At 57.2% G+C, this 23,124-nt stretch carries 13 protein-coding genes and 3 pseudogenes; 8 read left to right on the plus strand and 8 right to left on the minus strand.

What is annotated here, in order from left to right:
• Nucleotides 1-496 precede the first annotated feature (496 nt).
• Nucleotides 497-1,143: pseudogene (locus AC5V87_RS08290) on the plus strand (DUF4011 domain-containing protein); the annotation flags it as partial.
• A gap of 450 nt (nucleotides 1,144-1,593) precedes the next feature.
• Nucleotides 1,594-1,800 (plus strand): hypothetical protein, encoded by a 207-nt coding sequence (locus tag AC5V87_RS08295; protein WP_495371857.1) that lies wholly within the window; start codon nucleotides 1,594-1,596, stop codon nucleotides 1,798-1,800.
• Nucleotides 1,801-2,885: 1,085 nt separating this feature from the next.
• On the opposite strand, the gene AC5V87_RS08300 is transcribed toward AC5V87_RS08295, so the two are convergent.
• Nucleotides 2,886-3,173 (minus strand): hypothetical protein, encoded by a 288-nt coding sequence (locus tag AC5V87_RS08300; protein ID WP_495370593.1) that lies wholly within the window; start codon nucleotides 3,171-3,173, stop codon nucleotides 2,886-2,888.
• Between the two features lie 1,905 nt (nucleotides 3,174-5,078).
• Here AC5V87_RS08300 and AC5V87_RS08305 point away from each other — a divergent pair.
• Nucleotides 5,079-5,300 carry a hypothetical protein gene (locus AC5V87_RS08305; RefSeq protein ID WP_495370594.1) on the plus strand — a complete coding sequence of 74 codons (222 nt, stop codon included), beginning with the start codon at nucleotides 5,079-5,081 and terminating at the stop codon, nucleotides 5,298-5,300.
• Here AC5V87_RS08305 and AC5V87_RS08310 read toward each other — a convergent pair.
• Nucleotides 5,274-5,504, minus strand: a complete 231-nt coding sequence (locus AC5V87_RS08310) for a hypothetical protein (RefSeq protein WP_495370595.1) — start codon at nucleotides 5,502-5,504, stop codon at nucleotides 5,274-5,276. The two genes, AC5V87_RS08305 and AC5V87_RS08310, sit on opposite strands and share 27 nt — an antisense overlap.
• A gap of 757 nt (nucleotides 5,505-6,261) precedes the next feature.
• Between AC5V87_RS08310 and AC5V87_RS08315 the strand changes: the two genes are divergently transcribed.
• On the plus strand, nucleotides 6,262-7,149 hold the full coding sequence (locus tag AC5V87_RS08315) for a LysR family transcriptional regulator (protein ID WP_495370596.1): 888 nt from the start codon (nucleotides 6,262-6,264) through the stop codon (nucleotides 7,147-7,149).
• Between the two features lie 208 nt (nucleotides 7,150-7,357).
• On the opposite strand, the gene AC5V87_RS08320 is transcribed toward AC5V87_RS08315, so the two are convergent.
• The 5 genes from AC5V87_RS08320 to AC5V87_RS08340 all read right to left on the minus strand — a co-directional run bounded on the left by AC5V87_RS08320 (nucleotide 7,358) and on the right by AC5V87_RS08340 (nucleotide 14,318).
• Nucleotides 7,358-8,326: a CobW family GTP-binding protein gene (locus AC5V87_RS08320; RefSeq protein ID WP_495370597.1), complete on the minus strand. Its 969-nt coding sequence runs from the start codon at nucleotides 8,324-8,326 to the stop codon at nucleotides 7,358-7,360.
• A gap of 9 nt (nucleotides 8,327-8,335) precedes the next feature.
• Entirely contained in the window at nucleotides 8,336-9,982 is a 1,647-nt protein-coding gene (locus tag AC5V87_RS08325) for an amidohydrolase (protein ID WP_225130651.1), read from the minus strand.
• 250 nt (nucleotides 9,983-10,232) lie between these two features.
• Nucleotides 10,233-11,888, minus strand: a complete 1,656-nt coding sequence (locus tag AC5V87_RS08330) for an amidohydrolase (RefSeq protein ID WP_495370598.1) — start codon at nucleotides 11,886-11,888, stop codon at nucleotides 10,233-10,235.
• Nucleotides 11,889-11,916: 28 nt separating this feature from the next.
• Nucleotides 11,917-12,933, minus strand: coding sequence for a CobW family GTP-binding protein (locus AC5V87_RS08335; protein WP_495370599.1), 1,017 nt, complete (start codon nucleotides 12,931-12,933; stop codon nucleotides 11,917-11,919).
• Nucleotides 12,934-13,697: 764 nt separating this feature from the next.
• Nucleotides 13,698-14,318, minus strand: a complete 621-nt coding sequence (locus tag AC5V87_RS08340) for a helix-turn-helix domain-containing protein (protein WP_495370600.1) — start codon at nucleotides 14,316-14,318, stop codon at nucleotides 13,698-13,700.
• Between the two features lie 240 nt (nucleotides 14,319-14,558).
• Here AC5V87_RS08340 and AC5V87_RS08345 point away from each other — a divergent pair, with 240 nt between their 5' ends.
• The 4 genes and pseudogenes from AC5V87_RS08345 to AC5V87_RS08360 all read left to right on the plus strand — a co-directional run bounded on the left by AC5V87_RS08345 (nucleotide 14,559) and on the right by AC5V87_RS08360 (nucleotide 21,009).
• Nucleotides 14,559-17,045 carry a GcvT family protein gene (locus tag AC5V87_RS08345; protein WP_495370601.1) on the plus strand — a complete coding sequence of 829 codons (2,487 nt, stop codon included), beginning with the start codon at nucleotides 14,559-14,561 and terminating at the stop codon, nucleotides 17,043-17,045.
• A 12-nt stretch (nucleotides 17,046-17,057) separates the two neighbouring features.
• Nucleotides 17,058-17,989 (plus strand): annotated as a pseudogene (gene purU, locus AC5V87_RS08350) (formyltetrahydrofolate deformylase).
• Between the two features lie 25 nt (nucleotides 17,990-18,014).
• Nucleotides 18,015-18,935, plus strand: coding sequence for a bifunctional methylenetetrahydrofolate dehydrogenase/methenyltetrahydrofolate cyclohydrolase FolD (folD, locus tag AC5V87_RS08355; protein WP_495371858.1), 921 nt, complete (start codon nucleotides 18,015-18,017; stop codon nucleotides 18,933-18,935).
• Between the two features lie 1,033 nt (nucleotides 18,936-19,968).
• Nucleotides 19,969-21,009, plus strand: a pseudogene (locus tag AC5V87_RS08360) (IS481 family transposase).
• A gap of 123 nt (nucleotides 21,010-21,132) precedes the next feature.
• On the opposite strand, the gene AC5V87_RS08365 reads toward AC5V87_RS08360, so the two are convergent.
• Nucleotides 21,133-22,671, minus strand: coding sequence for an acyl-CoA synthetase (locus AC5V87_RS08365; protein ID WP_495370602.1), 1,539 nt, complete (start codon nucleotides 22,669-22,671; stop codon nucleotides 21,133-21,135).
• Nucleotides 22,672-23,124: the final 453 nt, after the last annotated feature.

The following is a 23,124-nucleotide window of genomic DNA, read 5'->3' on the forward strand; positions in this document are numbered from 1 at the left end:
TTCGACTGCACCAGCAAGGGCGCCCTCGTTAGCTGCTCAAGCCGCGGCATAAGTGGGTTTTGTACTGCAAGAACAGGCGGAAAAAGCGAGGATATGCGAAAAGGTCGTATAGATGCGATCTGGTCCACCGGTCGGACACTGCATTGCGATCTCCGGGACTCGCTTCCACAGCTGCGAAGATTTCGGAATAACGCTGCTCTTCTTATCCCGCCTCGCGATGGGCGTTACAACACCGACTAAGAAACCTAAGACCGGCAATTCAGAGATGTCGGCGGCGCAAAAAACGGATAGGCCGACATAGAGAGATCTGCTGGGGATGTTGTAGACCTTATGATGTGCACGAAGCGGTTGTCCGTAGAGGATTCTTCTTGGTAATGGTCGACTTTTCGGGGGAAATTCGTTGACTGTTCTCGACGAGCCGAACGAGGAGCTCCGGTTGGCTGGGGTGTACGATCGCCTCAGGCTGAAGCTTCTGGATCTGTCCAAAAAGAACTTAATGCTGAATTACAGCCTCGGTGCGAGATCCAAGCGACATCTTCAGATCGTCGACGAGGTGATGGAGGAGGTCTACAGGAAGCTCGCCGGCGAAGATGCCTCCTTGAGAATCGACCCTCTGGAAGAGCCCGAAGATATTCCGCCGGAGGAGAAGGCGGAGGAGTTCATCGCCGCGCTCGAGCATGCGAAAGTCTCGAACCTGGAGTATCTGACGAAGCTTCAGGCTCTGGAAAGCTCCGGGCGCGATGACGAGTTCTCCTTGGGAAAGCTCGAGCGCGAGCTTCGCGATCACATCCGCGACGAATTCGAATTGCCGCCTCGGCCCAAGAAGGCCGAAATCAACCGTGCAGAACACGCCCGCCGGTCGAACATCGATCCGAATCCGGAGCTCGGACGCGTCAAGTCGAAGCCATCGCATAGCGACGCCGCCCTACAGACCTTGAAATTTCCGGACGAACTCGAGCGCGTGCTGGAGAAGATCGCCGCTGATGCACGATTATCGGAACAGGAAATGGGACTTTCGACCCTGTTCCTGTCGTTCGGCTTTTTGGATGGTACGAATCCGACAACTGCGACAAGAAGGCGTTCGCGCCTTTGCTTCTGTTGCCCGTCGCACTCGACGTGAAGAAGGCGTACGGCCGAAATTCTTTCCATTTGTCGGCCACCGAATCTTCCGCCGAGTCAAATGTCAGTTTGCAGAAGCTTCTGGAGACGGAGTTCCACCGGAAATTGCCGTCCTTCGAAGGCAGCGATGACGAAGGATTGGCCTCTATCGAAGCATATTTCGACCTGGTCCAGGAGGCCATCAAGGATCTCGGACGATGGCAGATACGCCGATGGCTCGTCCCGGGTCATTTCGCCTTCGGTCGGTTCGCAGTATACGCCGACCTGAATCCTGCGAACTGGCAAGTCGATCCTGCTGCGCATCCCCTCGTCGGATCGATCCTGCAGGGGGCAGAAAAGGGCTTCGAAGGCGACGGCGCTCTCATCCCGAGTGAACCTACCGGCTATCTGATCGACGATCCGCATATAGAAGCGGCGGCGCCTTTCCTGATCCACGATGCGGACGCTTCGCAGCACAGCGCCGTCATCGATGCGATGAAGGGCCGCAACCTCGTCATCCAAGGCCCGCCGGGCACCGGTAAATCGCAGACGATAGCGAACATCGTGGCTATACTGAGCGATGCGAAGGTCGGAGCCCACATTCTGTCCCATGACGAAGAAAACCCGCCTGCCTTGCTGCACTCGTCGGCAGAATCCTGCAGGAGATCTTTCAGGAAAGCCGCAAAGAGTTGCGGACTTTGACCTGCATTTTTAGATGCTTGCACGATAGCAGGGTCAAAATTCGCGCGAAAATCGGCGAAGCGATGATCGTCAGCCCGGATTTTTGATAGTAGCTCCCAGTCGACACCGCTGGCATCGAGCAGTTGGAACGTAGTGATCGCGCGGGCTACTTCAATGCCCATGCTCTTTCCCTTGTCCGCCGTTTGAGCCAAACCCTTTTCGATACGCTCAAAAACATGAGGCGCGGTAGTGATCGGCCAAGCGCCGGTTGTCGCGACCCAGGCTAAGGCAAGCGCAACTTCATCGGATAGGAACCGGATTCCGAAGTTTATGCTGTCCTCCGGAGCCCCCGGGTTGGCATCTCGAACAAGCTTGGCCCAAAATTCCGTATCTTCGCTAGACACGTTCTTCAGCTCTTCGCGGGCGTGCGCCTGCAAGATAGGGTGCAATCCTCCGAAGCCATGTGGCACGAGGGCGAAGGCGCCAGCGCGGACTAGAGGGGCTATCTCAGCCAGTCTCATCAAGCCGGCGCGAAAGCCGATCCGGGCTTCTTCGAGCGAGAAAGAACCAATCAGCTGTCCAGTCTCTACGGACGGGTGCATCGCAGCGGCAAGTAGATCGGGAACGGCGATTGAACTGAAACAAAGTGCCGCTCGCTTATATGAGGCACTGGACATCAGGAGCGGACCTTCCTCGCCAAACTGGTCCGCGCCAGACGGCAAGTAGAGTGGCTTGTCCGCAATCGCCCCTCGCCGCGATACCGTCACTCTCCAGCCAATCGTACCAAGCAGGAGCGAATCTGGCGAGGAAATCGCTCAGTTGGTCGTCTGGAGCTCCAGAAAGTTTTTCAGCTTCATCAACGTCGAAGTGGCAGCCAATTAGGTCCTCGACTGCCTGTAGAGAACCCCAATTCCGCTCCTGCCCCGCCATGCCGTCGTCCTTTCCACTGGGAGATGTATGATGTCAGGATCACTCGTCTACCGCAATCTGCGGCGAACGCGCGAACTGCGTCCAACCGCGATCAAGAAGTCCACGCGCATTCGCGGGGCGGGCCTGCTTCGACAGTGGTCCCGATCCAATCGTCTGCCCGCCTGGCCTCGCGGGCTTCAACGCTGACGTCGAGAAAATTCAGCCCTGCCTTCGGGAGTGGGAGGGAGCCCGGCCTCGATGAGCCATTTCCGGATATGACCTGGGACGTACCCCTTGGATTCCAAGATATGTTGCTCGTCTCGGTCGCGTCGCGCGAAGTACTCCTCGACGGTGAAATTCTTGATCAGGAACCTCCTGAATCCCGCCGCGTTCGATCGCACGTACTTGAACCTGGCCACGAAGCGTCCCTCGTACTCGAGATACGTGTCATCCCAGGTGAACTTGGATTTGTCGAATGCCGTCATGTCACTCCCGAAGTGAACTTTCGTGCGTATCTGCGCGCTTAGAGCTTGCCGCGAAAGCGCTCGGCGCCCATTCGCACCATTGGTGTGGATCGGCAGAGGAACGAAGAAGTGGTCGACGACGGAGGGCGGAAGTCCGTCGCGAAAGGCGATCCTCTCTTCTTGCGTCTCGATGACGCCATTGCAATGGATCGATGCCCATGAAGGAAAATAGCTTGCGCCATTCCTCTAACCGAGCAGATCAGCCGTATGCGGAGAGATCGCCGTAAAGACCGGCTTTACGTATCCTTGCATGGCCCCGATGACGCAACGCGTCGGCAGGTAATCCCGATTGCTCGCTATTACCCGCTCAACGAGCTACTAGCTGAAATGACCCGCTACGCGGAACAGGAGTTCGGCAAAGTTCATGTGAGTTATCTGCTTCTGCCTGGTGTCAACGACACGCAACAGCATCGGGATCAGCTCAGCGCCGTAATTCGCGGGCGACCACTGTTCAAATCCTTCTGTGGAACGCGGTTGCCGGAATGGGTTTTTCTCGAGTGGCGATCGAGACCGCGTCCGACTGGGCAGACCACCTGTGGAGCGCCGGAGTTCCGGCATATGTCATGCAAAGCAAGGGAAGGGACATCGGCGCGGCTTGCGGTCAGTTGGGATTAAATTCAGTTGGTCTTTGCGGCGGCAAAGGGCGCCAAAGCGGCGGACCGCGCGTTCGCTGAGCACGATTTCGGCGTCGGCGGCGATATCCGCCAGCTTCACCTTCGTCCCGTTCGGTCGGCGTGATCTCGCCATTAAGATCAAGATCGCGAACGCGTTGAAGACGAGAATGATATACGCGAACTATGGATGGAAATGCAGTCCATCCCGTTCCAACTAAACGATCGGCGACCAGGTCCGGTAGGCGTCCGCGACCGGGCCGTGCCGCAGTGATCGGCGGTTGCGGCGACGTCGTCTGGCGCTCGGTGAGCGTCGCTCTTCGCGGCATACGCGGCGAAAGGTGTCGCATCGCAGATCGCGTTGGTCGAAGCGATCTTGTCGGCCTTGATCTTGGCGAGTTCGACCACCATGGCGTTCGCCATCAGATAAGTATCCGCGACTAGACGACCACCGCTTGCTCGTCGTCGCCGTAGACCGCGAGAGCCGTGAGCTTCTTGACAGGCGGGCGAAGGCATTCTGGAAGACGCGGAAACGCTCGATGCCCTTGATTGCCCGAGAGGATCCTCCCCGTCGATGCGGAGCTGAATACGGTAGCCATCGTATTTGATTTCGTGAATCCACCTAGAGCCCGAAGGTGCCTTCAGCTTCAGGGCCGCAAGCTGGAGAAAGATGAACCCCGGCATCCGAGAGGCTTGCGGCTCTCTGGCCGGCTTCTTGGTACGCTTCGCCACGCTACACAACTCATAAAAAACCCACCGCCGGGTTTGGGCCGACGGCGGGCAGTCTACCTACCTTACTCAACGAGTCCTCCAACTTCGGAGGCTGTGACGTGTTCCGAAGCGCACCAAGGCCATCGCGTTGCCCCGAGAACCGGTCCAAACGCCGCGCACAGGTTCCTATTTGAGCCCGCGGACCTCACCCCACCGAGTTCGACCGAACCATAGGCTCGAGCCGGCGTTTACCGACATCATGTCAGACGCATTCGACTACTTCCGGGCCTATGCCGTACGAGCTCTCTGCAGGGCCCGGTCTATGCCGCAGGGCAAGATGAAGCATCTGCAGCTCGTGGCCGGGCGAATATACAATCTCCTCAAGAAAGAGGCCGCTTACGGCCCGAACACCCAGCATCTGGAGGACTTCCGCGCAGCGCAGAAACTCGAGAGATCCCTCGATTGTCCGCCGGGCGATGGCCCGGCCGCTCAAAGTCATTTTGCTAAATCGAGATCGTCGAGCGCGGGTCGGGAGGCTCGTTGAGTGGCTTCTCTCGACAGTCCCACGGTAGCGAGCCTCCTGCGAGAATACGCGCAGCGCGGCGGCAATCCCTACCGGGCAAAAGCCTATTCACGGGCCGCGGACAGCCTGGCCGCCCTTGCGATCCCTCTTCATGTGCTCATAGCCGAAGAGCGGCTCACGGAGATCCCGGCGTCGGCGATGCGATCGCCGACATCATCACCAAGCTGCACAAGACCTCCTTGACGCCACGGGCGACGATCCGCAGCGTGCCGTCCGGCAGTGGCCGCTGCCGTCCAGCGGGCTCAACCCGCTGGCGATCGGAAAGAGCACCGGGGGCCTTTCGAATTTGCCGGTGCGTGTCACGATGACGAGCTGACGTTGAAATCGAGCGAGGCTGTTGTCGCCGCCGAATCCGTTGTCCTCGCCTTCGATCAGCGCCTTGTACATGCTGTTCACGTCTTTCGAGCATCGATTGAAAGCTTGTCGAAACTGCAGTCTCGGGTCTCCCGCGTCCAGGTCACGTCCTTCCACCAGGAGATCGGATGCGTAAGCAGCAGCTCCCAACGGTGGCCGGTCATCGGGTCGGGCGGAGGCCAACCCATCCCCGGTTGGTTTGCGAGCTTCAGGAGCCATTGTCGAGACGTCGTCGGGCCAATTCGGGAAGTCCGACTTAATGTCCGGGAGCGAAACCATTCACGGCGCACCTTGTCTAAGGGCCGCGCGGCGGCCAAAGTGATTAGAAATCGTGACGGATGGCAGGGCGACCCGCCGTCGAGGAAACTACCGGGTCATATTCCGCGCGGCTCTCGCGGCTTCGCTGTCGATCCTGAGGTTGAACAATTCGGGATTCGTTTGCGGTCGAGAACGGTTTGCCGTGCTCGGCAGCGCTCGCTTCGGCGAGCGCTTCAATCCGATCTTTCAGAACTTAAGCGAAGCAACTAGAATTCACGTGCGGTGCAAGGGAGGGGTGTTCGCCGAGGCCGGAAACGCTCTTGAGCCTCCGCTGCCGCCGTACGGACGTCTTCAGCCGAAGCCAATCCAAGTGCTTCCGATTGTCCGCCGGTCGCGAGATTGTAAGCAACCGCAGTACGGCCACCTGCATTGAAAATCGCTCTAAACAGGGCTTGATCGAGGTTCGTATGCAGCGCATAAATTCGTGCAACGACGACCGAATTTGCCGCCCGTTGTGCAAAAATTATATTCGATGGATTGGGAACGCGTTCGCATATTCTTGGAGGTCGCGCGAGCAGGGCAAATCCTGAAGGCATCGAAGACTCTTAGGTTAGATCATTCCACGGTAGCTCGACAACTTACCGCTCTTGAGCGAAGTTTGAACACTAAGCTGCTTGAACGACATACGTCTGGATGCACTCTAACTGCGGCAGGCGAGTCGTTGATGGTCGCGGCGGAGCGCGCGGAGAGCGAATTTATCAGAGTGAGTTCGAGCATCAGCGGCGCGAATCAGGCTATCACAGGTACAGTGCGCGTCGGTGCACCTGACGGCCTTGGCAACTATTTCCTTGCAGAGCGCCTCGGTATGCTTGCTGCGAAACATTCAAGGCTCGTCATCCAACTGGTTCCGCTGCCACGAACATTCTCGCTATCGCGGCGAGAGGCCGACATAGCGATCACGTTGGATCGCCCCAAACAGGGCCGACTGATCCTGGCGAAGCTAACCGATTACACACTAAGTGTGTATGCGGCGGAGAAGTACCTTGCGCGAGAGGGCCCGATCACAAACCAGCACGAACTGGACGGCCGATTGTTCGTAACGCATGTTGAGGACATGGCCTACAGCCCCGCCTTAGACTATGCTTCTGTACTCGGTCGCCTTATGTCACGTAAATACGAATGCGGCAGCGTGGTCGCGCAAATGGAGGCAATTCGCGCCGGGTATGGAGTTGGAATCCTTCACGACTATGCGGCGCAACGGTATCCGGAGTTGAAGCGCGTGCTGCCGGCAGTTCGATTCGTGCGCAATTATTGGATCACCTCTCACCCTGATACGCATGAGACACGCCGAGTTCAAGAGGTGCATCGATTTATCTCTAGATCCGTGAAGGCCGAGAGGGCCTCATTCGTGTCGGAGTAAGATGGACAGACGCACAGACGGATGCATCGAATAGGCTAGAGTTCATATTGCAGTCGAGAAGGGAGCGCAAACGTCGCTTACGAGTGCCTGGCGAGAAAGCCTGTCCAGCGCATGCGGAAAATGGTGCCAGGAATTCCGGTGCATCGGCTCCTGAAGATGGGCCCAGATCATAAGTACATCGTCATGAGCAAGGCTCTCGCACGACAATCTAGCCTATAACCGAGCTGGTCCAACAGGCGCGCTTGGAGAGAGACGTCTCAATTATTTCTTTTTGAAGAGTTGGATTGCCACCGCTGAGGACAAACACCAGCACAGTCTCAGGGTACGCGGCCAACGGATTGGCGGGGCTTAGCTGAACGTCACCGGCCGCGACTTGAACAAGGTACCTGTTGTTTGCTTCCTCGGAAGTGACTATGACACCCTTGATTCGCTCTGTTATTTTTGCCAGCTGGCTCAAAGATTCGCGCATTCCCAACTGGTCGACCAAATCCTTCGTGCGCAGAACCATGGTGCTGAACGTGGTTCCGGAGAGCTCAGCGTCGCTCGCGGCAGGAAGAACTTTTGAGGGAAGGCGCGTCAGAATCGGTATGCCATCCCGCAAGTAGATTGCACTCGCATCGACTTGACTATGACGGGTGCGTACAACGACTGCCTCTTGGTTGAGTTCGCGTAAGATCGCTTCGACCTTGGACACCCGACTTGCGGGTACAAGATCTATTTTGTTAAGGATCAGCCGGTCGGCCGCTTCGATTTGCCGCTGGACCAGTTTGCCAACGAACCTGTCGTTCAAACGATCGACGAAACTTGAAGCGTCGATCACTGTAATCATGGCGCTGAGGCTCAACTCTCGCAGGCCTCGGCTGTAATATGAAATGCGGCGAGGGTCGCCAACTCCGCTGGCTTCGACCAGAATGCGCTTTAGTCGCGGACGAAATGCAGTCATCCAATCGAAGGCCTCTCCGAGTCGATCGGTGACGGAGCAGCAGACGCAACCATCTTGAATGCCGAGCGTCAGCCCAGTCTCGCTAATCACGTGTTGAGCATCGATGTTGATAGGCGCGAGGTCGTTTACGATAACGCCTGTCTCTTTGGAGCCCCACGCTTGTAAGAGGTGATTGACAAGGCTTGATTTGCCGGAGCCGAGATACCCGCCAATTATGATGACGTCCACACTCATTGACGCGCTCTAAAAGCTGTTCGGAAAGTACTTTCCTTCAAAAACTGTGCCGAGAACCTTGATTTCGCGGATGCGCTCCGGCGGCACTTCGAACGGATCACTGTCCAGCACAGCGAAGTCCGCTTTTTTGCCCGAGCGGATACTACCGACTTCGCTATCCATTCCGAGTATATAGGCGGCGTCGATAGTGATGGCTTTCATCGCCTGCTCGACTGAAATGCGCTCGAGTTCTCCCATGACCTTACCCGTTTCAGACAGGCGGTTTACTGCAACCCAGGCGTTCACCAGTGGTGCTGCGGGCGCCATGCTGAAGTCTGAGTGCAAGGAGAAGCGAATATTGTTACGCGTCAAAGTGCCTAGCCGGGACATCTGCGATGCCCTCTCATAACCGAGTATGCGCTTATAAAAACGGTCGCTGAGCTCATGAACGTAGTAGACGTTGACCGAAGCATTGGCGCCCAGCTCGGCCGCACGCTGAATTTGTTCCGGTGTGCTAACTCCCAGATGCTCGATGACGAGCTTGCGTCCAAATCGCGGCCGGCGAGCTTGGAGATGCTCGAGCGTGTCGAGGACGAGTTCTAGACCCAAGTCGGCGGAGGTATGAATATGAATGACGTTTCCGGCATCCCAATAGGCTTCGGCAGCCTGGCGTAGGATCTCGGGCGATGTGATCCAGTGGCCATCCTGGCCCTCGATCCGACCCGGCCAGTTAAGTTGCATCAGGTTGGAGAAGAATCCACCGTCAGCAAACAACTTGACCGATTTGCCGAAGTGTGCGCGCTCGGTTTTCGTTGCGCGCAGAGCTTCGAGATGAGCCATACGCGCAGGGATGTCGACGGAGTCCGCTCCGAAGGGAACTCCAACGGGAGTCATTTGCACTCTGAACGGCGTGTTTTCATCGAAGGCTTCCTGGCAAAGCTGCCATTCCAGCTCTTCGCCGCCGATTTTGCCAAAGGCCATGTCACCGATCGTGGTGTTGCCGCCCGCACGTATGACGTCTTTGAAGGAACGATATCCAGCCTTGATACGTTCGGGTTCGAGGAGATAGCTCCGTAAACGCGCCAGCACCATGGCCATGCCGCTCTCGTAGAACAGCTGTCGTTCGGCATCGACTTGGGGATGCCTTTCGGCATCCTCCCGCGTTATTCCGGCCCATGCCATCGCGGCGTCGTTGAGGTAAAGCGAGTGAAAGCCGCGGTGCCACACGACAATCGGCCGTCTATTGGAGATGCGTGACAGAAGTCCTCCGCTTACCGGGCCGTGCCACAACTCGTGATAGCCCCAACTTACGAGCGGTTCGCCCTCGGAGAGCTGGCTTTCGATCTCGGTCAGACGGTTGAGAAATTCGTTTTGTCCACGAACGGAGACGAGCGATCTCCCAGGCAATTTCCAATCCACGCCAGTGATCCAGTGCATGGGAAGGAGTATAGAAGCCAGAGCAGGATGCACATGTGGGTCTATGAAGCCGGGCATCAGGACGGCATCTCGAAACCTGTCGTCGATCTCAGGTGTTTGGCCTGGGAACCACGGCCGGATTGACTCTTCCGTACCAACTTCGAGGATGCGAGACCCTCGAACGACCACGGTGTCGGCGACCGGCAATGACGGGTTCATCGTCCGGATGGTCTTCGCCCTGTAGATGGTCGTCTTTTCCACCTTGGAATCCTTCCGAAGATCTGTTGGGAATGGCCAAGCCCGTGCCATGACAACGCCGAGTTAGAGCCGATTCACTATGCGCGGTCACACATGCGATCGCCAACCAACGGCTGCTCAAGGTTCATTCTGCTCGTGATGGTAACGTGCACCCGGCACCACCATTCACGACGCATCGTTGCCGCTACTGCTTCGGTTAGCTGCTCCCTGTGAAGAAGGGTTGATGGCCGGCAGCTAGGAATGGTCGTCTGTGCTATGCAGCCTGTCGCCCACTCGGCGCTTCTTCGGCCGAGCACTCCCAAATTCTTTCTCCCTCGACGTACGTGCCGAGGACCTTGAGATCAAGCACGTGCTCTGGATCGACGGCGCGCGGGTTCTTGTCGAGGACTACAAAATCCGCATATTTGCCAACCTCAATGCTTCCGATCTCGTTGTGCTTTCTAAGATGGAAGGCCGCGTCAATTGTTATGGACCGCAAGGCCGAATCCATATCCATGATCTGATCTGGACCAATAACGTTTCCTGCGCGGCTTCGGCGAGTGGTGGCAAGATGTAGACAAAGGAGCGCGTGCGGCCAGGTCATCGGTGGGTCGCAGTGGAGCGAACTCCGCATCCCCTTTCGGACGGCGCTCCCCGCTGGCACAAACTTTGCGGCCGCTTCCGGTCCAAGGAGCGCGTCGCGGAGTGCTTCGCCCCAGTAATAAAGGTAAGGTAAGAAGAAGCTACACACCACTCCGAGCGTGTTGCAGCGGTCAATTTGGTCTTCGCGCAACGTTCCGCAATGCTCGAGCCGGAACGGTCGCTTTGCTTCGGGAAACTCATTGAGTGCCGCCTCATATGCATCCAGAACCGCGTCGATAGTCCGATCGCCATGCGTATGAACGGACATTTGATGCCCGCGGGCGGCGTAAGCTCGTATGATACGGTTCAACTCTTCGGGCTTGTAGTTCATGTGACCGACGCTGTCGCGCGGTAGACCCATGCTCGTAAGGGTGATTTCGTTATTGAGGTATGGCTTTGTCAGCCACACGTTGCCCATAAGGACGGACCCATCACCCCACACCTTGATGCCGGCCATTGCAAACCGATCGTTTCCTCCCTCAAAGGAAATTGTCTCGATTCCTTCGGGAACAGCTCTCTGATAGCAAAAGACCCGAATGGGCATTTGCTCTCTTTCCAAAGTCTTCTTGTAGAAGAGGCTGGTCATGGGCGTCACGCCCATTTCGGAGCTGGTCGTATATCCAGACTTTGAGAACTTCCACAGCCAATCCCGTAAGGAGTCGACGCCCCGCTGCTCGCCACAGAGAGCATAGAAACTCTCGATGACGTATTCGCGCGAGCGCTCCTCAAATTTCCAAGGTTCACCATTCTCATCGCAACGAACATTCCCGCCAGGAACAACGGGGGTTTCGCGTGTGATTTTAAGTGCCTTAAGGGCCGCCGAATTGAGGTAAATTCCGTGCATGTTTGACACCTGCACCGCGATCGGAATGTTCGGTGAGAGTTCGTCCAGGTCGGCCTTGCTAGGCTCTTTGGCGCCGACGTGGAGCTGGGGGTCAAGCCCCAGGAACCAGAGGAACTCACCATCTTTTGCTTTGCTAACTCTTCTTCTTATCTTAGCGAGAGCCGCCTCGTACGTGGGCGTGTGCACCGATCGAATATCGACCACGGGGTCGCCCCAACACAAAGCGCTAAGCAGGGGATGACCGTGTGCTTCGACGAAGCCGGGTAACATCGTGCGCCCATCGAGATCGACTAGAGTTGTTTGCGAGCCACGGTGACGGCTTACGGCCTCCCAAGATCCAACGGCGAGTATTTTTCCCTTGGATATTGCCACGGCTTCAACCTGCATCTGGTCGCGATCCATCGTGACTATCGGTCCGCCGTGAAAAATTGTGTCTGCGCCCATCTGTGCTCCTCCTGCCGGCTTTCCGGCGTCAAGCGCCGTTGGTCTGCCCTTCAAACATTTCCGTGAGTGTGTCGGTTGGTAGTTCGCCGCGCACGCCTATGAACACCAGCTCGCTTCTGCGATCGCCTGAAAAGGAAGGGCGGAGATCGATCGTCGAGCGCTTGCCGATTAGCTGGAAAATGCCGCTCTGATCGGCCAAATCCGAGAACCGAACGATACCTTTCGCGCGCAAGATTGACGCAGGAAGAGCCTTTACGATGTCAGCGAAGTTGGCTTGATTCCCGACATTGCCTGACCAGGACCAACTCTCAAACGTGCCGGAATGATTACGAATCCTTGAGGTGCCGGTGCAGGCGGTACAGCCTTCGTGACGGCAAGGGCTTTCAGCGCGGTCGCATCGAAAGGATGCCTTCCGATCAAGCCGGAGGGCCTCTGCGTCGCCGTCACCGAGCAGCATAAATGCCGGAAGGATGGCATTCTGCGTCTTTATGATTCTCATCGTCGGCAACGCACCGCGGAGTATCGTGATCACTTTGTCGGCGAACCGCGGCGCTATCAAATCGGTCTTGTTGAGTAATACATAATCCGCGACCGCAGCCTGATCGATAGCAAGCTCAGTATGTTCGAAGCTTAGGCTCGGGAAGTTTTCGGCATCAACAACGCAAATGGTGCGATCAATCCTCAGCCGGCGAGAAACCGCGGGTTGCATAAATGCATCCGCAATGGCCATCGGGTTCGATACGCCACTTGTCTCGAGCAAAACTCCGTCGAACCTCTGCTCCGAAGACGCGATAGACAGAATTGAGCTCAAGAGGTCATCTTTGATGCTGCAGCACACACATCCATTGGTAAGAGAAATGATGGTGTCGTCCTGCGATGCGATAAGCTTCACATCGATGCTGAGCGCGGCAAAATCATTGACGAGGACAGCCAGCTTCAGCCGAGTGTGCTGTAGGATGTTGTTCAGAAGCGTCGTCTTTCCGGCACCCAGAAAGCCGGACACAATCGTAACCGGTAATCGTTGCTCCCGGGCGAAATGCAGCATCGCGGCGAATCCTCGGTGATTACAGCAACGGTCAGGCGCGTCCGTCGCCTGCCACACCGCCCCAGGTACGAAGTGCGTTTTCGAGCCTTTGAAAATCGAAACGACGAAGCAGTTATTCCGATAAATCAACGAAAAAACTCTGTCAACATGAAATTTTACGCAAGAATTTCACGCGTGTGCTTGGCTGTTTCGGTCCGCACGGGACTTGCGTTTGCGAGATGTGGGAATGGCGTTCGGGTGTACTTCGCCAGCAGCGCAGCCGGCTGAGGACCTATCAATGCACGCAGGCGGAATGCGCCCAGACAAATTGGCAGGCATCCTTTTTAGGACGGAGTGTCCATTTCGTTTCGTGGCGCCGATCATTGCCAATGGCGAGGACTGTCGTCGGTTATAGAAAAGGTTCTCGCGGAGGCAGGTTTGCCGCCCCGGCGAGGGAGATGCTTCGCTAACAGGCACCGCTTCATTAGGGCAGATCGTCAGCCCGTTAAAGCGGGTCCATTTCTCACGAAGCAGCGCGACCTGGTGTAGCTTCTATCGTATGCCCCGGTCGCTCCGGAGCGAATGCAGCGGTCGCGATCATCAATTCAAGGAAGCTGCGCGACTAAGTGATGACGAGCCGACCCCGCCGTTTTCTTGCCCGGTTGTTTGCAACGGCGGCAGAGGCGGCAACGATTGGTCTCTATGCTCCTTCGAGATGATATCTGTATGGGGTCATCTGATTGCAGCTCGAGCCATTCTCGGATCTCCGCTTATCGACAGCGAGTCTAATAGTGCGGCGGAGTAATGACCCAAACCACTTTAGCTCGCACCGTTCCGGGATTTGCGCAGCGATGTTGCAAGGTGCTGCTAAAGGAGAAGCTGTCTCCTTCTTCAAGCTGAAACAGCTTGCCGTCGACCCACAGGTTCAGTTGCCCAGCAATCACAATCCCCGCCTCGTTGCCGTCGTGGCTGTATTCTTCGCTGTCGGCCCCCGGTTCAATCGTACTCAAGAGCAGCTCTAGAGGGCCAGCGAGGTTGGGCGAGAGAAGCTCCTCGGCGATCCCGAGGCCGGTGAATGTCAATCGGCGGCGGTGCGCTTTACGAACGACGATGTCTCGTTCGCCCGGCGCCGCCTGCATGTTCCCGTTGAAGAACCAATTCATATGTACGCCAAGAGCGTCGCTCAGCTTCTTCAGAACACCGATGGGCAGCTTCGATTGATTTCGTTCGACTTGGCTCAAATAGCCGACCGAAATGCCGGCGGCCTGAGCAAGCTGGGTCAGCGTCAGCTTCTTGATCTTCCGAAGTTCGCGGATCTGGCTACCGACGGCAGCCTCCAAATCCATTCCGCTTTTTGTTTCAGAGGCCGCCCATTCCTCAGCTGCGCGTATCGGTCTAATCGCCATGGGCTCTCTCGTCCTTCAATGCGGGCGGCGTGCCGCGACCAGCCGCCTGTAGCCACAAGCCACCATTCAAACCGCCAGATTGGGCTCAATCCATTTGGAGCGCCTGCAACATGAGCTCCCGACTACCCGATTCCTTATAGAAGCCACAACATCGAAAAAAAACTCCAGATGTGAAAAATCTATTCACCTTTGTGAAAAAATATGCAAGATTTTCGCGAAAGATCGTTAGGAGCTTTAGGTGTGACGGATCTCCCGAAGTCGGCCCAAGTCGTCATTGTTGGCGGCGGTATCATGGGCTGCAGTCTTGCCTACCATCTTACTCTTCGTGGGTGGACGGATGTCGTTTTACTCGAACGTAAGCAGCTTACGTCGGGAACGACGTGGCACGCCGCCGGGCTGGTAGGCCAACTCGGAGCAACCCACAACCTGACGCGGTTGGCCCAATACACGACCGAACTCTATGATCAGCTCGAGAGAGAAACAGGTCAAAACACCGGCTACCGTCAGATCGGATCGTTGGCGATTGCAAGTCATCAGGAGCGATTTGAGGAGTTGAAGCGCGGGGCCTCAATGGCTCGTTGTTTTGGGCTGGAAGTAAATATCTTGACTGCTAAGGAGGCGGCCGATCTTTGGCCGTTGATGGTGACCGAAGATGTTGTGGGTGCGGTCCATCTTCCGAAGGATGGTCAGACCAATCCGGTGGACACGACGCATGCGCTGGCAAAGGGTGCCAAGAGTCGTGGGGCGAAGATATTTGAGGGCACGGCTGTAACCGAGATCATGACCGAACGCGGTCGTGCTGTCGGTGTTCGCACCAAGGACAGCGAAATCGCTGCCGAATTTGTGGTCAATTGTGCGGGCATGTGGGCGCGGGACCTCGGTGCAGCCGCGGGGGCGATCGTCCCACTTCACGCAGCCGAACACTTCTATATCGTCACTGAGCCGGTGCCTGACATAAAAAAGCACCTTCCCGTGCTGCGGGACGCGGACGCCTGCACGTATTTCAAGGAAGATGCCGGCAAGCTGCTGGTCGGCTGGTTCGAACCGGTTGCAAAGCCCTGGGGGATGGAAGGCATTCCCGAGAGTTTCGAGTTCGATACGTTGCCGGATGATTTCGAGCACATCGAGCCGCTGCTTGAGGGAGCGATCCGTCGCGTTCCCATACTGGCAAAGACGGGAATCCAGTTGTTCTTCAACGGACCGGAGAGTTTCACCCCGGACGATCGCTATATGCTGGGCGAGACGCCAGAGGTGCGAAATCTCTTTGTGGCGGCAGGCTTCAATTCCATCGGTATTCGTTCGGCCGGCGGAGCAGGCAGAGTTCTCGCCGACTGGATTGTCGATGGTCATCCGCCGATGGACCTGTGGGACGTCGACATACGGCGCGTCATGCCTTTTCAGTCCAATCGTCTTTATCTACGGGATCGAACGGTCGAGTCGCTTGGCTTGCTGTACGCGATGCACTGGCCGTTCCGGCAGGCGGAGAGGGCGAGAGGAGTCCGGCGTTCGGCGCTACATGACCGCTTGCTCTCGCGGGGGGCTTGCTTCGGTGAGGTCGCGGGCTTCGAACGGCCCAATTGGTATGCGCCAAAGGGGCGCGAGCCCAAATATGAATATAGCTTCGGGCGGCAAAACTGGTTCGACTATTCCGCGGCGGAGCATCGCGCGGTTCGCGAGAACGTCGGACTGTTCGACCAATCCTCTTTCGCCAAATTCGTTTTCGAGGGCGATGATGCCGAGCACATTCTCAATCAAATTTGCGCAAACAACGTCTCAGTTCCGATCGGCCGCATCGTCTATACTCAGTGGCTGAACGAGCGGGGGGGCATTGAAGCAGATGTGACGATCACCCGTGAAGGCGAAAAGCGCTTCCTCATCGTTACTGCGGTCGCCACCCAAGTCAGGGATTTCGCCTGGTTGAAGCGCAATATTCCAGAAGGTGCCCGGGCGCTGGCCGTCGACGTCAGTTCGGCCTACGCCGTCCTGGGCGTTATGGGTCCGAAGTCTAGAAGTTTGCTGAGCAAGCTGACGGATGCCGATCTGTCGAACGGAGCGTTTCCATTTGCCAGCTCAAAGATCATCGATCTTGGTTATGCCAAGGTGAGGGCGAGCCGTATCACCTATGTCGGCGAACTGGGATGGGAATTGTATGTGCCGACTGAGTTCGTCCAGGGTGTATTCGACGTTCTTGTCGAAGAGGGAGCTTCATTCGACATGCGTCTCGCCGGCTACCATGCGATGAACTCGTTGCGGATGGAGAAAGGATATCGGCACTGGGGCCACGACATCACCGACGAAGATACCCCGCTGGAGGCCGGGCTCGGCTTCGCAGTTGCTTGGTCGAAGCCGCAAGGATTCATTGGGCGCGATGCGTTGCTGCGTCAAAAGGAGGTGGGCCTCAAACGCAAGATGATCCACATGGCAGTCGAGGATCCCGCGCTAATGCTCTACCACAATGAACCGATTTGGCATGACGGTCGGCTCGTTGGGCGCATCACGTCCGCCATGTACGGTCACAGCATTGGAGCTTCTCTTGGTCTGGGATACGTCGAGAATCCCGACGGCGGAGGAGTTGATGCGGCCTTCTTGCAGAGCGGAAGATTGGAGATCGAGGTTTCCGGCGTGCGTGTGCCCGCACGTGCGTCGTTGCGCGCGTTCTATGATCCGGCGAACAATCGGGTGAAGGACGTCGAAGGTGCCGTTACCGTGTCCGCGGCGGCTTCCTGATCGGTGCGTGTCATGTCTGAAATCAACACGGCACCCATCAAAATCCCCGATGCAGGGAGTTCGTCTGTCTTCCTCTCGTCAAAAGAACGAGCAGATCGTCCCGATTTCGTCCTGACATTTTCCTGCCCGGACCGGACCGGCATTGTCCACGCCGTCTCCGGTTTCCTCGCGACCCATGGATGCAACATCAGAGACAGCGCTCAGTTCTCCGATCGCAGCGTCGGCAAACTTTTCATGCGCATCTCTTTCGACGCGCTCGCTGAGACCGGAACCTCACGCTTACAGTCGGAGTTTGCCGAGGTCGGAAAGTTGTTTGACATGACGTGGCAATTGCATGATTTCGGGTTGAAGCCACGCTCATGATTATGGTCTCGCGGGCGGGGCACTGCTTGAACGATCTTCTGTTTAAGTATTCCACCCGAATGCTCGATGTCGAGATTCCGTTGATCGTTTCGAACCATAAGGATTTTTTCCGCCTTGCTGCGTCCTACGACATTCCTTTCCATCACCTGCCGATCACCGCCGATACAAAGCTGGCGCAAGAGGCAAAACTGATGGATCTGGTCGAGCGGGAACGCATCGACTTGATCGTTTTGGCTCGATACATGCAGGTCTTGTCGGATGGGGTCTGCCAGAAGATGTCTGGGCGGGTCATCAATATCCATCATTCGTTCCTGCCGAGTTTCAAGGGAGCGCGGCCGTATCATCAGGCCCAGGCAAGAGGCGTGAAGTTGATCGGTGCGACGGCGCACTACGTCACGGCGGACCTGGATGAGGGGCCTATCATCGAGCAAGACGTCCTGCGCGTTGATCACTCCCTCACGCCGGAGCAACTCTCGGCAGTCGGACGTGACGTCGAGGCCGCGGTATTGACGCGAGCCGTAAAGTTCCACGCGGAGAACCGGGTCTTGTTGAACGGCGATCGCACAGTGGTATTTGGATGAGCATTTTGATGCGGTTAAACACGAAATGAGCGCAGTGGTGATCGACGGTACTGCCGCGGCCAGGCAGCTTCACGCCGTGTTGCGTGGTGCCGTTCTAGATCTCGTGGAGCGTGGGGTGACGCCTGGCCTTGCGGTCGTGCTTGTGGGCGATGATCCCGCGAGTTCGGTTTACGTTCGCAACAAGGTGCGAAAATCGGTCGAAGCGGAATTGCGCTCGTTTCATCACAGATTACCCGCCTCAACCAGCGAAAGTGATATTCTGGCGCTGATCACACGCCTGAACGGCGACGAAGACGTTGACGGCATTCTCGTTCAACTGCCGCTACCCTCTCACATTGACGCCCAGAAGGTGACTGCCGCCATTGATCCAGCGAAGGACGTTGACGGTTTTCATCCCACTAATGTGGGCAACCTGTCGCTCAGCGCCTCCGCTTTGATCCCCTGCACGCCACTCGGCTGTATGCTCTTGATCAAGAGCGTCCGTAAGGATCTTACAGGACTTTCTGCGGTCATCGTTGGCCGTTCAAACATAGTCGGAAAGCCGCTGGCACAACTCCTGTTACGAGAAAACTGCACGGTTACTATAGCCCACTCCAAGACCGAGGATCTGCCATCGGTCTGTCGTGGCGCAGACATCCTGGTTGTGGCGGCCGGACGGGCGAGATTCGTTCGTGGCGATTGGATCAAGCCTGGTGCAATCGTTATCGACGTTGGCATCAATCGCATAGGAGGCGATGGCAATGAGCAATTGGTTGGCGATGTGGATTTCGAGGGCGCGCGCACTGTTGCCGGCGCACTGACACCCGTCCCGGGCGGTGTGGGCCCGATGACCATTGCGTGCCTGCTCAGAAATACGATCGAGGCTGCCTGTCGCCGCCGGGGTGTTTCTTCGCCGCTTGACCATAGCGCACTAGGCGCCGGAGCCCCTCCGCCACTCCTGCGTTGATTGAACTGCGCGTAAGGCAGAAGCATTCGACCTAAGCAATGGTGATGGCGAGCCCAATTGAGCAAGATCTCTGTCAGGGAAGGATCTCGATGGATCGCATCCGATCTTCATTTAAAGCTAGGGTGACGCGGTTGCCTGAGATGCGCGTGCTGCGCTCGGCGGCTTGCCCGGCGCCGCGGCTCGAGGTCTACGACGAGCATGGCATGCAGGGCTTTAGCTAGTCTCAAGCACGTAAGGAAGACAACGCGATGAAAGTCACCGGTGATCCGCCTGAGCCGGATCGCGCGGACCCGAGCGAAGATGCATTGGCAGCTGATCTGCCCGGTTCCTACTGGTGAACTTGCTGCCCGCTGCCGGCTACACGCGCAACGGGGACGATACCGCTGTTAACATATACCTCCGCCGGCGACCGCCTGGTGCAGTTGAGAAGGGACCCGAGGATTTGACGTTAACTCTGTCAGGGTCACGTGTCGGATGCGCGAGAGGCAAACTCGTCGGTCTTTGAGGAACATCGTGAAGCTCGCCAAACCCTTAAGGAGTAGTTGATGGCTTGGCTTGGTCATGGCCGCGGGGCAGCTTCGCGAGCCAGTCGAGCATAATTGACCTGCTGAGCCGCGACCGGTTGGCGGTTCAGCGTCTGTCGTTCTTCGGCGCGCCCACTCAGTTGCGGACTTGGCCACAGACGCCCCAAAGCAATCCCCGCATAGAGGCTAACCGGCCAACGAGAACACTCGGCGTCTTCACCCAGCGGGTCGTCATCAAAATGTCCTTGTCCCCAAAAGGGGGACTCCGAAAGATGGTTTTCGGAACGGTTGACAAGGGCCGTAGGAGATGAACTTGCCGCGATCCGAACGCTCCGCGTAGAGCATCGTAGCTGGCCGAAAGACCCCATGCGGGCGCAACATCTGTAGAAGTTTCGACTTAATCTGACGGCGAGGTTTGAACTGGCAGGGAATCGAGCTGCGGGCGAGCAGGAGCGCTCACCCAAAGGGCGCTCCCGCGCAGCCCGCAGCGTCTCACAGGAGACGTTCCCATGACCCAGGAACAGAAGGTCATTCGCGCGAAAGTCGGAATGCTGGAATTGGCCAAGCAGCTTGGCAACGTCAGCCAAGCTTGCCGGATGATGGGCTATAGCCGCGACAGCTTCTACCGGTTCAAGGAACTTTACGACAAGGGCGGCGAGCTGGCGCTGATTGAGATCAGCCGCAAGAAACCGATCCTGAAGAACCGTGTCGCGCCGCAGGTCGAGGTGGCCGTCGTTGAGCTGGCGATCGACCAGCCGGCCTGGGGCCAGGTGCGGGTCAGCAATGAGCTCAGGAGCCGCGGCCTGTCGATCTCCCCGTTCGGCGTGCGGGCGGTGTGGCTGCGTCACGACCTCGCCAACGTCAAGAAGCGGCTGACGGCGCTGGAGGCCAGGATGGCCCAGGACGGCCTGGTGCTGACCGAGGCCCAGCTCGTTGCGTTGGAAAAGGCCAAGTCCGAGAAGGAGGCGCACGGCGAGTTCGAGAGTGCGAGTGCCCCGGCTATTGTGGTGCGCAGGACACCTTCTATGTCGGCAACATGAAGGGGGTCGGGCGGATCTATCAGCAGACCTTCATTGACACCTACAGCAAGGTGGCGTTCGCCAAGCTGTATGATCGCAAGACGCCGATCACGGCGGCCGAGCTGTTGAATGACCGCGTGGTACCGTTCTTCGATGCGCGGGGCATCGCGCTGAACCGGATCCTGACCGACCGCGGCACCGAGTATTGCGGCAATCCGGAGCATCACGAATACGAGCTCTACCTCGCCGTCGAGGACATCGATCACACCCGCACCAAGACGAAAAGCCCACAGACCAACGGCATTGTCGAGCGCTTCCACCGCACCGTGCTCGAGGAGTTCTATCGCGTCGCGTTCCGCAAGAAGATCTATCCGAGCATTACTGCGTTGCAGAGCGATCTCGATGAGTGGATCACCGCCTATAATGAGTTACGCCCGCATCAGGGGCGCTGGTGCTACGGCAAGACGCCGAATGCAAACCTTGCTTGACGCAAGTGCTCTGTCGAGAGCGAAATTGTTGCCGGCTGCGTGAGGTCGGACATGAAATCTTTGTCGGACACCTGCCGCGACAAAGCACCCACTGTCAGATCAAGTCCCTTCTTTTACACAACATCGGTTCTTGCAAGGCTGACTTTTGCCGCCGCTTTTCTATCCCTCAAATTCTTCTTCCTGACTGCTCCCAATAAGGATCCCGCAGCTGCCTCTTGAAGATCTTGCCTGAGTCTTCGCGCGGCAGGCCGGTCCGGATCTCGATCTCCCTGGGAACCTTGTAGTCGGCCAAGACCGTCTTCAGCTTCTCGCGTATGTCCAGGACATTAAGCATAGTCCCGGGTTGCGGTTCGACCACTGCCATGAGTGCCTCGCCAAATTCCGCATCGGGAATGCCAAACACTGCGCAGTCATGCACGCCCTGCACCATGTGTAGAGCTGCTTCGATCTCGGCGGGGTAAATGTTGACCCCACCGGAAATCACTACATTGTGCAGCCGGTCACATAGGAACAGATAGCCATGCGCGTCGACAAAGCCGAGATCGCCGGAGGCGATAAAGCCTTCCTGATCCATCTCGACCGGCTTCTCGGGTCTGTTGTGATATGTGAATCGCGGGAAAGACGTGTTGCGGGAATAAATCTCTCCAACCTCCCCAGCTGGCAGTACTTGTCCGTGCACACCGACTACGCGCAGCTCGACATGGCGCAAAGGCGTGCCGACCGTTCCAGGCTTTTGCAGCCAATCCAGCGAGGTCGCAAACGTCACAGCCCCTGCTTCTGTCGAGCCGTAGAACTCATGTATGATGGGCCCCCACCATTCAATCATCCCACGCTTCACCTCCGACGGGCAGGGCGCCGCCCCATGGACGACGTGGCGCAGCGACGAAAGGTCATATTTCATTCGTATACTTTCAGGCAGCTGCATAAGGCGTACAAACATGGTTGGCACCATGAGAATAGTGTCAATCTTCTCTGCTTCTATCAGGCGTAACAACTCCTCAGGTTCGAAACGAGGCATCAGCACCAGCGCGCCGCCCCGGCGGCTGAACCAGATTCCAAAGAAGTTCGGTGCGGAGTGGTAAAGCGGTCCTGGGACGAGCGCGCGAGCGCCCGGCCCATAAAGGATCGCGCGTATATCCTCCAATCCCGCGGCCTGCTCGCCGGTTGGTGGGACGCGACGTACCCCTTTGGGATGCCCCGTGGTGCCCGACGTATAGATCATTGTCGTCGGCTGGGCTGCAGGCAAAGCCGCGCACGACGGCTGATCCGCAATCCACCTTTCGAAATCGCGTGCGAACCGCGGCATCGCGAGAAGCGCGGGATGGATATTGTAAGCAGCTATCAATTCCGGCGGCGTCGCTATACTCAGAACCAACTTGTTTGAGGCGTCACGTTCCAGTTGATGCAAAAGGTCTGCATGGCCTATCAGCACCTGCGCGCCGGAGTCGGCCACAATGTACTCTATCTCTTGACGCTTGAAATGCCAGTTAACCGGTACAGCATAAGCTCCGAGCTGCATAACTCCATGCGTGACCTCCACAAATGCGATCTCATTCCGCATCAGAATGCACACGCTATCGCCTTCGCGAATGCCGAGCCGAGCAAGCCCTCCCGCGATCCGCATCGCGCGATCCGCGACATCGGAATGACTGCGCCGTCTCTCACCCGAGATGATGCCATGAAAAAGGGGGGAAGTCCCGATCATCCTATCTCTCCTCTTTAGTAAGATGGGTGCCATCGAACCGCTTCGCAGGACCAAGAGGTGTGTCAGTTGCTTGGCCGAAGGAAAAGGCGCGCGCTATAGACTTCACGGTTTGAGAGACGCAGAAAGCCGGCGTCATTTCCGTGGCTGCAGTCGCGACATGACATTCACGAGATCGCCAACTCGACTAACCATCCATCCTTAACCACCTAACTGCGGCGCGGCCGCCCTTGGTGAACGCCATGCACGCTCGGGCCCGATTTGCCGCAATTTGATGCGGCGTGCCCTCTACTCTTTGGCCTCGCCCTAAACCTGCAACTTAACCTTCAACCAATATTGTTGCGCGAACTAGTCTTGTGATCCTCGTGCTCTCGATGGTCGAGCGTGTACATGACCAAACATTGAATGACATTAATGACCCGTGAAGTGACAGTGTTGAATGCCGCAAGCGAAGGG

The sequence above is a fragment of the Bradyrhizobium sp. SOJA106 genome (assembly GCF_059448745.1).

What these genes read in the sequence shown, in the direction of transcription:
- AC5V87_RS08295 (WP_495371857.1), top strand. Translation starts at nt 1,594, where the DNA reads ATGAAGGGCCGCAACCTCGTCATCCAAGGCCCGCCGGGCACCGGTAAA.
- AC5V87_RS08300 (WP_495370593.1), bottom strand. Translation starts at nt 3,173, where the DNA reads ATGACGGCATTCGACAAATCCAAGTTCACCTGGGATGACACGTATCTC.
- AC5V87_RS08310 (WP_495370595.1), bottom strand. Translation starts at nt 5,504, where the DNA reads ATGTACAAGGCGCTGATCGAAGGCGAGGACAACGGATTCGGCGGCGAC.
- AC5V87_RS08315 (WP_495370596.1), top strand. Translation starts at nt 6,262, where the DNA reads ATGGATTGGGAACGCGTTCGCATATTCTTGGAGGTCGCGCGAGCAGGG.
- AC5V87_RS08320 (WP_495370597.1), bottom strand. Translation starts at nt 8,326, where the DNA reads ATGAGTGTGGACGTCATCATAATTGGCGGGTATCTCGGCTCCGGCAAA.
- AC5V87_RS08330 (WP_495370598.1), bottom strand. Translation starts at nt 11,888, where the DNA reads ATGGGCGCAGACACAATTTTTCACGGCGGACCGATAGTCACGATGGAT.
- AC5V87_RS08335 (WP_495370599.1), bottom strand. Translation starts at nt 12,933, where the DNA reads ATGCTGCATTTCGCCCGGGAGCAACGATTACCGGTTACGATTGTGTCC.
- AC5V87_RS08340 (WP_495370600.1), bottom strand. Translation starts at nt 14,318, where the DNA reads ATGGCGATTAGACCGATACGCGCAGCTGAGGAATGGGCGGCCTCTGAA.
- folD (WP_495371858.1), top strand. Translation starts at nt 18,015, where the DNA reads ATGAGCGCAGTGGTGATCGACGGTACTGCCGCGGCCAGGCAGCTTCAC.
- AC5V87_RS08365 (WP_495370602.1), bottom strand. Translation starts at nt 22,671, where the DNA reads ATGATCGGGACTTCCCCCCTTTTTCATGGCATCATCTCGGGTGAGAGA.